At 68.5% G+C, this 13193-nt stretch carries 9 protein-coding genes; 3 read left to right on the forward strand and 6 right to left on the reverse strand.

Going from position 1 to position 13193, the window contains the following annotated elements; genetic code table 11:
- Nucleotides 1-30 precede the first annotated feature (30 nt).
- Nucleotides 31-2088 (forward strand): squalene--hopene cyclase, encoded by a 2058-nt coding sequence (shc, locus tag WJ16_RS19365; RefSeq protein WP_069258658.1) that lies wholly within the window; start codon nucleotides 31-33, stop codon nucleotides 2086-2088.
- Between the two features lie 25 nt (nucleotides 2089-2113).
- Here the strand turns inward: shc and WJ16_RS19370 are convergent, their stop codons facing one another.
- The 4 genes from WJ16_RS19370 to WJ16_RS19385 all read right to left on the reverse strand — a co-directional run bounded on the left by WJ16_RS19370 (nucleotide 2114) and on the right by WJ16_RS19385 (nucleotide 5803).
- Nucleotides 2114-2788 carry an ankyrin repeat domain-containing protein gene (locus WJ16_RS19370; RefSeq protein ID WP_084636085.1) on the reverse strand — a complete coding sequence of 225 codons (675 nt, stop codon included), beginning with the start codon at nucleotides 2786-2788 and terminating at the stop codon, nucleotides 2114-2116.
- 133 nt (nucleotides 2789-2921) lie between these two features.
- A complete protein-coding gene (gene ampC, locus WJ16_RS19375; protein WP_076605972.1) occupies nucleotides 2922-4091 on the reverse strand; it encodes a class C beta-lactamase in 1170 nt (389 codons plus the stop codon).
- Nucleotides 4092-4464: 373 nt separating this feature from the next.
- Nucleotides 4465-5277 carry an alpha/beta fold hydrolase gene (locus tag WJ16_RS19380; RefSeq protein ID WP_069258659.1) on the reverse strand — a complete coding sequence of 271 codons (813 nt, stop codon included), beginning with the start codon at nucleotides 5275-5277 and terminating at the stop codon, nucleotides 4465-4467.
- 70 nt (nucleotides 5278-5347) lie between these two features.
- Nucleotides 5348-5803, reverse strand: coding sequence for a hypothetical protein (locus WJ16_RS19385; RefSeq protein ID WP_069258660.1), 456 nt, complete (start codon nucleotides 5801-5803; stop codon nucleotides 5348-5350).
- A gap of 402 nt (nucleotides 5804-6205) precedes the next feature.
- On the opposite strand from WJ16_RS19385, the gene WJ16_RS35780 reads away from it, so the two are divergent.
- Together WJ16_RS35780 and WJ16_RS19390 are read left to right on the forward strand one after the other, a co-directional pair.
- Nucleotides 6206-6340: a hypothetical protein gene (locus tag WJ16_RS35780; RefSeq protein WP_006405345.1), complete on the forward strand. Its 135-nt coding sequence runs from the start codon at nucleotides 6206-6208 to the stop codon at nucleotides 6338-6340.
- Nucleotides 6341-6441: 101 nt separating this feature from the next.
- Entirely contained in the window at nucleotides 6442-7218 is a 777-nt protein-coding gene (locus WJ16_RS19390; protein ID WP_069258661.1) for a class I SAM-dependent methyltransferase, read from the forward strand.
- 108 nt (nucleotides 7219-7326) lie between these two features.
- On the opposite strand, the gene WJ16_RS19395 is transcribed toward WJ16_RS19390, so the two are convergent.
- On the reverse strand, nucleotides 7327-10236 hold the full coding sequence (locus WJ16_RS19395; protein ID WP_069258662.1) for a glycoside hydrolase family 2 protein: 2910 nt from the start codon (nucleotides 10234-10236) through the stop codon (nucleotides 7327-7329).
- Between the two features lie 83 nt (nucleotides 10237-10319).
- Nucleotides 10320-13019 carry a GH92 family glycosyl hydrolase gene (locus WJ16_RS19400; RefSeq protein WP_069258663.1) on the reverse strand — a complete coding sequence of 900 codons (2700 nt, stop codon included), beginning with the start codon at nucleotides 13017-13019 and terminating at the stop codon, nucleotides 10320-10322.
- Nucleotides 13020-13193: the final 174 nt, after the last annotated feature.

A 13193-nucleotide genomic window follows, 5' to 3' on the forward strand; every position in this document is an offset into this window, starting at 1 on the left:
GTCTCGATATAAACATTCCGGCCGGATGGTATGATCCGCCGCATGACTACACCCACCTCCTCCCCCTGGTCCGCGCTCGACACCGCGATCGCCCGTGGACGCGACGCTCTCGTGCGTCTTCAGCAGCCCGACGGCAGCTGGTGTTTCGAACTCGAATCCGACGCGACGATCACCGCGGAATACATCCTGATGATGCATTTCATGGGCAGGATCGACGACGTGCGCCAGGAGAAGATGGCGCGCTACCTGCGCGCGAACCAGCGGCTCGACACGCACGGCGGCTGGGCGCTGTACGTCGACGGCGACCCGGACGTGTCGTGCAGCGTGAAGGCGTACTTCGCGCTGAAGGCGGCCGGCGACAGCGAACAGGCGCCGCACATGATCCGCGCGCGCGACGCGATCCTGAAGCTCGGCGGCGCGGCGCGCGCGAACGTGTTCACGCGCATCCTGCTCGCGACGTTCGGCCAGGTGCCGTGGCGCGCGGCGCCGTTCATGCCGATCGAGTTCGTGCTGTTCCCGAAGTGGGTGCCGATCTCGATGTACAAGGTCGCGTACTGGGCGCGCACGACGATGGTGCCGCTGCTGGTGCTGTGCTCGCTGAAGGCGCGCGCGCACAATCCGCGCAACGTGTCGATTCGCGAGCTGTTCGTCACGCCGCCGGACGAGGAGCGCCGGTACTTCCCGCCCGCGCGCGGCATGCGCAGGCTGTTCCTCGCGCTCGACCGCACAGTGCGTCACCTCGAACCGCTGATCCCGAAGGGCCTGCGGCAGCGCGCGATCCGCCATGCCGAAGCGTGGTGCGCGGAACGCATGAACGGCGAGGACGGGCTCGGCGGGATCTTCCCGCCGATCGTATACAGCTACCATATGATGGAAGTGCTCGGCTATCCGGACGACCATCCGCTGCGGCGCGATTGCGAGAACGCGCTGGAAAAGCTGCTGGTCACGCGGCCGGACGGCAGCATGTATTGCCAGCCGTGCCTGTCGCCGGTGTGGGACACCGCGTGGAGCACGATGGCGCTCGAGCAGGCGCGCGCCGTGGCAGCGCCGGAAGACGGCGCGCCGGACGACGCGCAGCGCGCCCTCGACGCGCGCATCGCGCGCGCGTACGACTGGCTGGCCGAACGCCAGGTGAACGACCTGCGCGGCGACTGGACCGAGAATGCACCGGCCGACGTTCAGCCGGGCGGATGGGCATTCCAGTATGCGAACCCGTACTACCCGGACATCGACGACACCGCGGTCGTCACCGCGATGCTCGACCGTCGCGGCCGCACGCATCGCAACGCGGACGGCACGAACCCGTATGCGTCGCGCGTCGCGCGCGCGCTCGACTGGATGCGCGGGCTGCAATCGCGCAACGGCGGTTTCGCGGCGTTCGACGCCGACTGCGATCGCATGTACCTGAACGCGATCCCGTTCGCCGATCACGGCGCGCTGCTCGATCCGCCGACCGAGGACGTGTCGGGCCGCGTGCTGCTGTGCTTCGGCGTGACGAAGCGCGCGGAGGAACGCGCATCGCTCGCGCGCGCGATCGACTACGTGAAGCGCACGCAGCAGCCCGACGGTAGCTGGTGGGGCCGCTGGGGCACGAACTACATCTACGGCACGTGGAGCGTGCTGGCCGGCCTCGCGCTCGCCGGCGAGGACAAGTCGCAGCCGTATATCGCCCGCGCGATCGACTGGCTGCGCGCGCGGCAGCATGCGGACGGCGGCTGGGGCGAGACGAACGACAGCTACATCGATCCGAAGCTGGCCGGCACCAATGGCGGCGAGAGCACGTCGAACTTCACCGCATGGGCGCTGCTCGCGCAGATGGCATTCGGCGACTGCGAATCGGATTCGGTGAAGCGCGGCATCGCGTATCTGCTGTCGGTGCAGCAGGACGACGGCTTCTGGTGGCACCGTTCGCACAATGCGCCGGGCTTTCCGCGCATCTTCTACCTGAAGTATCACGGCTATACCGCGTACTTCCCGCTGTGGGCGCTCGCGCGCTATCGGCGGCTGGCGGGCGCGGCGGAGCAGGCTCGGGCGTCGGCCGCGCGCGGTGCGACGGCTGTCGCGGTAAAGGACACTGCAGCGGCCTGAGCGGTGACGCGACGGCGCAACGCCGTCACACGAAACCTTCGTCGACCAGCGTGCTGCCGTGCGCAGTGATCTCGTGTCGCTGGCCCGAGCCGCCGACCACGCGGCTCCAGCTCGTGGACACGAGCACGGCCGCGGCGCCGTCGGCGGCTGCGTCGATGCGCAGCGTATACGCGAACCCGCCGTACATGCCCGGTACGCCGAACCACACGCGTTCGGTCTGCGCGTCGAGTTCGAGCAGCGGTTCGAGTTCGGGCAGACGCAGCGCGTCGACGCGCAGGTGCGCGATACGGCCGAGTATCGTCTCGTGGAAGTGACGCTGGATCTTCGCCAGCGTGTCGCCGGGTACGAAGCGTCGCGGCTGCGGCGTCAGCAGATCGATCAGATGCCGATGCCCGCGCTGCTCGGCAAGATCGACCGGGCGCTCACCGTGCGCATTGCGCAGCATCCGCGATGCGCCGAGCCGCAGCAGTTCGGCGACGACTTCTTGCGGTGCGCCGCCGTACGCGGCCTGGTGCAGCGGCGTATGGAGCGACTTACCGCCCAGCCGCGTCGCGTTGACGAGCGCGGACTGTTTCGCGACGACGTTCAGCATCGCCGCCCAGTCGCCGCCGCGCGCCGCATCGGCTAACGCGTGCCGCATCGCGACCTGCGCGTCGTCGAGCACGTCGGCGCCCATGATGCCATCCCATGTGATGCTCAACCGTTTCTCCTTTCGCCTGTCGCGCCAGCGGCGGCTTCGTTCGCGCATCATAAGCGTTCTTCATCGCCATGCGCTCGTGAGACGCGCCTGCCGTGCCGGGCCGGGCGATGCATCCGGCCCGGCCGTGACAACGTTACCGCCCGTCCCCGAGCGACCCGAGGATCTGGTAGGCCGCCTTCACGCGATCCTCGATCGGCACGTTGCCGTTCGCGAGCATCACGATCGCGATCCGCTTCGACGGCACGAACGCGACATACGTGCTGAAGCCGCCGGTCGAGCCGGTCTTGTTAATCCAGGTATCGGGATTCGGCGCCAGCGGCGGTGCGATCGCGCTGGCCGGTACCGCTTCGTACAGCATCTTCGGCGCGTTGCCCGCCAGCAGCGTCGGCAGCGCGACCGGATACGGGTACTGTTCCCAGATCAGGTCCTGCGTCAGCGGCCCCGCGCGGAAATAGCCCGTGTGCGTGCGTTCGATCGCGCGCTGCAGGCGCGGCGCCGTCTCGATCATCCCCATGTTCGCCTGCACGAAGCGCAACAGGTCCGCCGCCGTGGTCCGCACGCCGTACGCCTGCTGCCACAGCATGCCCTGCGTCATCCGCACCGGCTTGCCGTCCTTCGTATAGCCCTGCGCGTAGTCGGCCATACGGGCGTCCGGCACGTTGATGTACGTGTGCGTCATCCCGAGCGCGGGAAAAAGCCGCTGTTCCATCAGCGTCGCGAAGTCCTTGTGCATCGCCTTCGCGGTGAGCCAGCCGAGCATCCCGATCGCGACGTTCGAATACTTGCGGTGCGTGCCCGGCGCATACTCGGGACGCCACGCGGCGAGATAACGTATCAGGCCGGCGTCGTCGCGGATGCCGTCCGGCACCTGCAGCGGCGTCCCGCCGGGCGTGTGCGTGCCGAGCTGGAGCAGCGTCACGACGCCGAACGGCTTGCCCTGCAACGCGGACAGGTACTTGGCCGCCGGGTCCGCGAGCGACAGTTCGCCGCCCTCCTGCGCATCCGATGCCAGCGTCGCGGTCAGCGTCTTGCTGACCGAGCCGATCTCGAACAGCGTATCGCCGGTGACGGGCTTGCCGGTCTGCTTCGACATCACGCCGTAATCGAACACGTAGGGCTTGCCGTCGGCGACGACGCCCACCGCCATGCCGGGAATCGCGTACTGCTTCATCAGCGGCGCGATGTGGCGGGTGACGGTGTCGTGGAGGTCGTCCTGCGTGGCGGCGGCCGCGCGGCCGGCCGTGACGGTGGCGCACGCGGCGACGAAGAGGGTCGCGGCGATGCGCATCGCGTTGAATCGCATGGTTGCGGTTCCTTTGATTTCGAGTGGTTGCGTGAACAACGGATCGGGCCGCGCCGCGCGAAATTCCCTGCGGCGGCCCTGCCGAAGCAGGACTATCCACCGCCGGGCCGCCGCCAACAATCGACGATATGTTGCGCGAGCCGAAAGAAAAACTAATGGAGCAGGCGAAGCGCTGCAATGCCGCGACGCCATTTCCGGGCCGCAGGCCGTTTTGCCGAGCCACGCTGAAGGCATGCCCTGCAAGCTGTGCTATCCGCTGCTGCGCAGGCAGATCGACGCGCACTGGATTCCCGGCGCCGACCACGCGATGGCCCGAGCACGACCGGCATACGCACACTCTCACGCGCCCGCGCACCGGCGGGCCGTGCGTGCGTCACCCCGGCAGCCGGTCGAGAAACGCCAGCATCGCCGCGTTGAACCGCGCGGGCCGCTGCAGCGGCGCGAAATGGCTCACGCCGGGCAGGGTCGTCAGCGTCGCGCCCGGAATCGTATCCGCGAGGTAAGCCGCATGCTCGGGCCGGATGAATTCGTCGTGCTCGCCCAGCACGATCGTCACCGGCACCGTGATCGCCGCGAGATCCTGCGCGGTGTAATTCGGTTGTGTGCGCATCATTTCGCTGACCGCCGCGACGAACGCATCGAACCGGTCCGGCGTCGCGGACAGTGCTTCGTAGTCCTTGCGGTGGCGTGCGAAGCAGCGGTCGAGCAGCGGGCCCGGCACGATCTCCTTCGTCCCGCCCGGGTCCATGTTGCATGCGAAGAAGAACACGCCGGCAGCCCGTTCCGGCGCGCGATCGGCCAGCACGAGCGCGATGCACGCGCCGTCGCTCCAGCCGACGAAGCGCGCGCGGTCGACGTGCAGCGCGTCGAGGACGGCGAGCACGTCCGACGCCATGCGTTCGTACGAATAGGGTTGGTCGTCGCGCGTGCTGCGGCCGTGGCCGCGGCTGTCGATCACGATCGCACGGTAGCCGGCCGCGAGCAGCGCCGGCACCTGGTTGCCCCAGTTGCCGCCATGGCCGAGGCCGCCGTGCAGCAGCACGACCGGCGGGCCGTGGCCGAACGACGCGTGCCAGATGCGCGCGCCGTCGTGTTCGAGCCACCCTTGCACGTCGGCCGCCGGCAGCGACGTGCCGCCTTGCGCGTCGAAGCGGGTGAGATCGTCGTCGTCGAGTTCCGCATTCATCGTTCTGCCGTCCTTTCGAGGGAGACGTGCTTGCGATTGTAATGCGGGCGGCCGACGCGGCCGCCGCCGGTCAGGCCTGCGTCGACACCAGCCCGCCCGCCGACGAGCCGCCCGCCTTCTCGATCGCCGCCGCGAGTTGCGAGACAGCGGTCGCGAGCGCCCCCGAGATCGCGCCGGCTTCCGCGCTCAGCGACTGCTGTTCGACCGCCGCGGCCGGGTCGTCCTTCGCGCGCTGCGCGGCGCTCGCCATCTGGCGCTCGATCGTCGCGAGCTGCTTCTGCAGCCGGTCGATCAGCGCTTTCAGTTGCGCAACCGCCGGGCTGTCCGACGACGCGCCCGATGTGCCGAGCGTTTGTCCGCTCGCGCCGGGCGAACCCTGCGTGCCGGTGGCGCCGGTCGTACCCGTCGCGCCATCGGTGGACGACGTCGCGGCGGGCGTCGCCGCCGCGGTGCCGGACGAAGCGTTTGTGCCGGGGCTGCCGTCCGTCAGCGGGGCGCGTGAGGTCGTGGAGAAATCGATCTGCATCGTGTCGGTCCGTATGTCGGTGAGCGAATCGTGAAAGGGGGAAATACCTTCCAATGCGTTTACGGCATTCGTCACACGAAACTTGAGTATCGGGTCGGACTGATTTGGCGCCTGTTCGCCGTATTTCGGCGACGAAAGGGCCAGACTGCCGGCACTGCGGCGCTGGTAAAATCGCGGTTTCGCCGGCGGGATTCGCGCGCGCGCCTCCGGGCGCGAGCAAGCGCGCAACCCCGCCGGCTTCGACTCCCGCCCGTGGCGGGCGTGGCACGCAACGCGTGCCGACGCCGTACACGCGGCTGCGAGGGTCGCCCGTTCCATGCGCCCGCGCGCCCCGCTCGCCCGGTCGAGCGGCGATCGCCGTGCGGCGCGCACTCACTTCATCAAGCATTCGAGGAACCCACGATGGCCCGCATCGGCGCCTTCTGCATCACGACGTGGCTTGCCGCCGCGATTCTCTACTTCGGCCAGCACTCCGTCGCGATGATCGCGTTGAGCGGCGTCGTCGTATTCGGCGGGTTCGATCTGCTGCGTCCGTAAGTACGCGCGCCGCACCCGTGCGCGACCGCGACGGCCAACGCGACTGTGATAGCCTTCCCGCACCATCCATCGCGCCTCGTAGGCGACCAGGAGACGGGAACTTGAATCACGACCTGAACCGCCATCCGACAGCCCTCGCCTGCAAAGTGTGTTCGGGCCACGCTCCCATCTGCGGTCTGGTCGATTTCTCGAGCTGCGGCGCCGACTACATGGCCGGCAAGAAAGTCGACCCGTATGCGGGAGTGCCGGTCTACTACCACGCTTGCCGGCAATGCGGCTTCACGTGGGCGCCGATGTTCGACAGCTGGACCCACGACGATTTCGCGCAGCATGTGTACAACGCCGACTACGTGCGCCACGACCCCGAGTATCTCGAGATCCGCCCGCAGCAGCTGGCCGACCTGATCTGCACCAGCTTTCCGGACATGCGGGACAGCCGCGTGCTCGATTTCGGCTCGGGGCTGGGCTTGCTGGAACGCAAACTGTTGTCGCGCGGCTTCACCGACGTGACGTCGTACGATCCGTTCTCGCACCCGGTGCCGCCCGAAGGCACGTTCGATACGATCCTGTCGTTCGAAGTGTTCGAGCATCATCCGGCGCCGATCGACCTCTTCGACCAGATCATGCGCTACCGGAAACCCGGCGGCGCGCTGCTGTTCCAGACGACGCCGATCACGCAGGACATCCTCGACAGCGGGATCGCTCAATGGTGGTACTGCGTGCCGCGCAACGGGCACATCTCGTTCTACACCCCGCAGGCCCTGACGCTGCTCGCGCAACGCCACGGGCTCGAATACGGCGCATTCAGTCCGTCTCTGCACGTCGTCTTCGAGCGTGCGGCGACACCGCGCTGGCTCGACAAGTTTCTCAAACCGTAGCGGCGTGCCGGCCGTCCGGCATGCAACGCGCGCCGCGCACATGCACGCGGCGCATCACCGGCACACTACGCGCTGCGCGGCCAGCGCGGCATCCCGCACGCATCAGCGTCAGCTTCCGCATGCGCCGAACGTCGGCACCGCCGGATCGACCGCCAGCGCACGCTCGTTGAACACGACCGGCACGCCGCCGAGCCCGAGCCGGCAGTTCGGGCGATCGAGCCGCCATCCGTCGATCCGCAGCGCGACACGCGACACCGGCGCGCCGCTCGCATGCGGCACGTCGATCGTGAGCTGCCGCTTCGCGCCCGGCACCAGGTTCAGATAGTTGTCGCTGTAGAACACGGGCAGGATGCGCGCACCGGTCGACGGATCGAATACCTGCAGGTGCGTCATCAGCGCGACGGCGGCGCCGACGTTCGCCACGTCGACCGTGATGCGCGTCGTCACGTCGTCGGTCTCGGCCGACGTCGCACTGACGGAAACGGCCGCGCCCGGCATCGTGTCGAGCGACGTGTACGACGTGTCGCCGCCGTCGCGCTGCCGCCAGTACACGTTCTCCGCGAGCGTCTTGCCGCCCGCATCGCTCAGCGCGAGCGCGACGATGCACACGTCCGACTTCGCGGCGGCCAGCGCCGATGCGAGGTTCGCCACCACGCGATACGACGCCTTCGCGACGCCGCCGACATCGGCCGTGGCCCGGCTGCTCAGCGTGCCGTCGAGGTTGTACACGCGCATCTCGACACGGCCGGTAACGGCCGCGCCCGTGTGATTCGCGATCGTCACGTCGGCCGTGCTCGCATCGAGAATCGCGTTGACGCGGCGGCAGCCGTGCTGCACCGCGAAGAACGACGAATGCGCGTCGAGGTCGTGGCTGTACATCTGCCATACGAAGCTCGGCTGCGCGGGGTTCGTCATCCACATGATCACGCCGGTGGCCGGCGACTTGATCCTGCCGGCGGCCGGCCCGATCATCACGGCCGCATTCGCTTCGTAGATCGCGCGGATGCATTCGTAGTTCATCATCTGCGCCTTGCGCACGAAATCCGCGAGATTGCGGATCGCGCCGTAGCGCAGCGCGGTCACCGCGAGATAGCCGGCGCCGCCGCTTGCCCCGATCCCGTATTGCCAGTAGCCCGCGCCGTTGCCGTTCATGTCGCGGTCGGCCCAGAAATCGTCCGGGCATTCGTACGAGCCGGGCGGCAGCATCGCTTCGACGAATTCGAGCGTCGGGATCGAGTGCGAGCCGACTTCGTTGTGGAACGCGACCTGCGTCGTGCCGTAGCCGCGCGTGAACGCATCCCGCGGCGCGGCCCAGCTGTACGGACCGCCGGACGAATAGCCGTTCACCGCGCCCGCGCCGGTGTCGCCTGCCGAACTCGTCAGGCACAGGCGCTGCGGGTCCAGCTCGGCGACGAGCGCGTCGAGCCCCTTGACGAGCGCCGGCGGCGGCGAACCCTCGTTGCCGCCGCACCAGAGCAGGATCGACGGACGATGACGGTGGCGCGCGATCACGTCGCGAATGTTGTCGAGATCGCGCGGCACGTCGGCCGCGCCCGACCCGTCGCCTTCGGTCGAGAAGAAGAAGTCCTGCCAGACGAGAATCCCGTAGCGGTCGCACGCATCGAAGAAATCGTCGCTCGTGCTCTGCCCGTTCCAGTTGCGAATCAGGTTCAGGTTCGCGTCGCGATGCAGCCGCACCTGGTTGAACAGCCGTTCGCGCGGAATGCGCTTCAACGCTTCGTCGAGCCCCCAGTTGCCGCCCATCACGAGAATCGGCAGGCCATTGACCGTGATGCTCAACTGCTTGCCCATGCCGATGTCGCGCGAATAGTCGATGCGGCGCAGCCCGATGTTCAGCGTGCGCTCGTCGGAGAGCAAGCGCCCTACCTTGACGCCCACCGTCACCGCGTAGAGATGCGGATCGCCATACCCGTTCGGCCACCACAGGCTCGGCTGCCCGATCGACAGCGCCGCGATGTCCGACGACGTGAGCGACACCTTCGTCGAGGTGGCCGATGCCGGAATTGCGATGTCGTGGCTGAACGGCGCGCCGTTGCCGATCGTGCCGACGAGCGTCGCGACGAGATCGACGCCCGAGCCGTTGTCCAGTTCGAGGTCGAGCCGCAGCTCCGCACGCGCCAGATCGGCGGACAGCGTGTGCGCGACATGGCATGCCGCGATGCGCACCGCGCCGGTCGTGAACCACGACACGGGTTGCCAGATACCGAGGTTGCGGTCGGGGATCGTCGGCAGCCAGTCCCAGCCGGCCGAACAGAAGAACGTCGGGCCGTTCTTCAGCGTGACGCCGGTCGGCCCGCCGTTGCGGCCGCCGCGCGTGACGCCGCTCCGGTAGTTCGGCAGCAGCGGCCCTTCCGAGAAATCCAGCTTGACGACGCGCACCGCGAGATTCACCGCGCCGCCCGCCTGCGGCACCAGCCGTGAGATGTCGAATGCGCGCTGCCTGAACGCCCCTTCGAGCCGGCCGACGAGCGCGCCGTTCAGCCAGATCTCCGCGCAATAGTTGATCCCGTCGAAGTTCAGCCACAGCCGCTGCCCCGGCTGCCGCGCCGGCGCCGCGAAAGTCGTCCGGTACCAGTAGTCGGTGTCCTTCAGCGTGTCGGGAATGGTATCGGTGACGATGCGGCCGTAGAACGGATCGGGGTACTTGCCGTTGACGATCATGCTGTTCAGCACGGTGCCGGGCACCGTCGCCGGCGCCATGCCCGCCACGTCGCCCGCGCTCGACAGTTGCGCGCCGCTCGCGCCCGGCAGGCTCCCCGCCGACGCGAACATCCAGTTCTTCGTGAGCCGCTGCGAGGCCAGCAGGCCGTGCTCCGGATCGGGCGGCACGCCCGGGACGGTGGGCGTGACCGTGGCCGGGCCGTCGGGGCCCGGTGCGCCTGGTGTGCCCGGTGCGCCCGACGTCGAATCGACGTCGCCGTTGCAGCCGGCGAGCCAGCTCGTGCCGACCAGCGCGGCGCCATACGACAGGAATTTGCGGCGTTCCTTCGAGGTCATGGTGTCGTCTCCCAGATTGTGTCGTCGTCACCGGAACGGGCGCGCATGCGGTGCGGCTGTCAACCGCGCGCGCCCGGTCGCGGTCATCGCACGCCGGCCTCGCGCATGCGGGTCGCGGCGGACGCGCCGCCGGCCGTCATCTGCGTGTAGTCCGCGTTCGGCCCGGACGGCGGCGTCAGGTTGTCGGCAGCCGCCCATTGCGTCGGCGTCGCGGACAGCGCGTAGCGCATCGTCCCGCCGTTGGCGATCTTGGCGAGCGGCAGCCACGAACCCGCGTAGTCGGCGCCGCTGACCGTCAGCGACTGGATGTACGGGAACGCGGCGTGGCCCGTGTCGTCCGTGGCGACCCGCTTGTCGCTTTCGAGCCGCAGCGAATGGCCGTTGCCGAGCCAGACGGTAATCCCGCTGAATTGCGGCGTGGACAACGCCACACCCGCTTCGGAAGGAATCACCGGGAACATGCCGAGCGTCGCCCACACGTACCAGCTCGACGTCGCGCCCATGTCGTCGTTGCCCGGCAGGCCGTCGCGGCCGGTCGTGAAGGCCTGCGCCATGATGATCGGCAGGATGTACTGCGCGCCGCTCGGCTGCCCGGCCCAGTTGTAGCCCCACGGCGACTGGAACGACGGTTCGTTGCCGATGTACAGGCCGCTCGACGATTCGCCGCCGTTCAGGCTGCCCGAGGCCGGCACCGTCGAGAACGGCGTCGTGATCGCGAACAGCTTGTTCAGCCGCGTGACGGCCGCCTGCTTGCCGCCGATCGCGTCGATCAGCGCGGTCCAGTCCTGCGCGAAGCTCCAGAAGTAGTTCGGCTCCGTCGACTCGTGGAACGCCCCCTGTACGAGCGTGCCCAGCGTACCGGGCGCCGCACCGGCCGGCGGCGCATTGCGCGCGGCGATCACCTGGTTCGTGTAGTCGAAGATGTTGCGCCACCAGCCGGCCCGCGTGTACAGCGTGGCAATGTTGTCCGCGCTCACGCCGACCGACGGCGCATTCAGCACGCCGGCAGGCAGCGCCTGCAGGAACGCGGCCGCCGAGCGGTCGCTCAGCACGCGCTCGATCGTCGCGGACGACGAGTGGCCGTCGTCGCTCTGCGACAGATAGTGGGCCGTCAGGAACTTGACGAGCCCCGGCGCGCTCGGACGGTCGTTGCACGCGCTCGACGGATCGAACACCGACTGCTTCGTCAGGCGCGCGGCCGACACCAGGTCGAAATCGGTCGCGCCGAACTTGTACGCGCCCGCGATCACGTTCAGCGCGTTGTCGCCCGACATCGGCGTGGAATCGTCGCTGCCGTCGACCCAGTGCGGGAACGCGCCGCACTGCAGCCCGTCGACGACGAGCGACTGCATCATGTCGCTCGTCTCCTTCGGCGCGAGCAACGCGATCAGCTGCGCCTGCGACCGGTACGTATCCCACAGCGAAAAGCCCGTGTAGTGATTCGCGGCGCCGCCTTGCGAACCGTCCGGACGCCTGAATGCATAGTCCTTGACGTTGGCCTTCGCCCGCGGCGGGATCGTGCCGGTACGGTCGACCGAGGTCGGATAGCTGCCGTTCGCGCCGCGCGGCTGCCGCATGCTGCGGAAATCGCCGTTCGCGTCGCTGTAGAGCGTCGGCGCGCTGAACACGTGATACAGCGCGGTGTAGAACTTCGTGAGATTCGCCTTCTGCGTCGGGTTCAGCGATGCGGGATTGCCCGCGTCGTCGATCTGGATCGTGTTGAGCCGGTCGTTCCACAACCCGGCTGCCCGCGTGCGGGCATCGTCGAACGCCAGCGCGGCACCTTCCGCCTGCAGGTTGGCCTGCGCATTGTCGGTGCTGACCGACGAGATGCCGACTCTCACCGTGACGCGCTTGTCCGCGTCGGTCAGGTCGAACTGCAGCGTCGCCGCGCCGTTGCTCGCGGTATTCACCGACGACGTGCCCGTCTGCTTGCGCAGCGGCTTGTCGAAGGTCGCGTAGAAATAGACGGGCGCGTTCCAGATGGTGCCGTACGGCGTACAGAACCCCGGCGCGACGGCTTGCCCCTTCATCGACCTGCCGTCTGCGGCGATCTGCAGCGCGACGTTGTTCGCGGTGATGCTCGTGCTGCCCGAGTCGCTGTTGCCGTTCAGCTTCGCGTCGATCGAAAAGAAGCCCTTGTCCTTGTCCGTGTAGGTAAAGCGTGCGAGACCGGAGCGCGCGGTCGCGCTCAGCTCCGTGACGATCCCGTTCGCGAGACGGACCTTGTAGTAGCCGGGCTGCGCCGTTTCATCGGAATAGTTGTAGTCCACGCCGGCCGGCGAGCCGTTCGGCGCGATCGCGTTCGCGCCGTCGCTCGGCAGCATCGCGACGGCGCCCTGCCCCGGACAGCCCACGCCGCTCAGGTGCGTGACGCTGAAGAAGTCGATCGTGCCGCTCGACGCGCCGCGCGACGACAGGTAGCCGCCAGAGCCGTTGAAGTCGTAGCGCGGCGTGTTCGGCCCGAAATTCACCATGCCGAACGGCACCGTCGCGCCCGGGTTCACGTTGCCCGCGTAGCCCGAGTCCGAATTGACCTGCGTGCCGATCAGCGGGTTGACGAACTGCGTCAGCTGCATCGTGGGTCGCGGTGTCGGGTCGACCGGAGGGGTCGGGCTGGTCGAGCCGCCGCCGGTATTGCCGGCCGGACTGCCGCCCCCGCCGGTTTGCCCGGTCGATGTCGACGGCGACGCACCGCTGCTGCCGTTCACGTCGTCGCCGCCGCACGCGGCGAGCGCTGCACAGGCCAGTGCAGCGACGATCAAGAGTCGTGGATTTTTCATTTTCGTTTAGCACCATTAATTAAAATGCGTATCCCGGCGTCGACGATGTTCCGACGCGCCGCCAGGCTCGCGGCCCTGCGCGACACACCGGTGCCGCATCGCGCGACGGCGGGAGGTCCCCCCAACCGGCGTCGCGCCGACTTCCTTTTTTGAACCCCGGCGCCGGCCGCTGCC

Source organism: Burkholderia metallica (assembly GCF_001718555.1).
Lineage (GTDB): Bacteria > Pseudomonadota > Gammaproteobacteria > Burkholderiales > Burkholderiaceae > Burkholderia > Burkholderia metallica.

Bases quoted from the DNA above. Each gene is read 5' to 3' on its own strand.
- shc (WP_069258658.1), top strand. From the start codon at position 31: ATGATCCGCCGCATGACTACACCCACCTCCTCCCCCTGGTCCGCGCTC.
- ampC (WP_076605972.1), bottom strand. From the start codon at position 4,091: ATGCGATTCAACGCGATGCGCATCGCCGCGACCCTCTTCGTCGCCGCG.
- WJ16_RS19380 (WP_069258659.1), bottom strand. From the start codon at position 5,277: ATGAATGCGGAACTCGACGACGACGATCTCACCCGCTTCGACGCGCAA.
- WJ16_RS19385 (WP_069258660.1), bottom strand. From the start codon at position 5,803: ATGCAGATCGATTTCTCCACGACCTCACGCGCCCCGCTGACGGACGGC.
- WJ16_RS35780 (WP_006405345.1), top strand. From the start codon at position 6,206: ATGGCCCGCATCGGCGCCTTCTGCATCACGACGTGGCTTGCCGCCGCG.
- WJ16_RS19395 (WP_069258662.1), bottom strand. From the start codon at position 10,236: ATGACCTCGAAGGAACGCCGCAAATTCCTGTCGTATGGCGCCGCGCTG.
- WJ16_RS19400 (WP_069258663.1), bottom strand. From the start codon at position 13,019: ATGAAAAATCCACGACTCTTGATCGTCGCTGCACTGGCCTGTGCAGCG.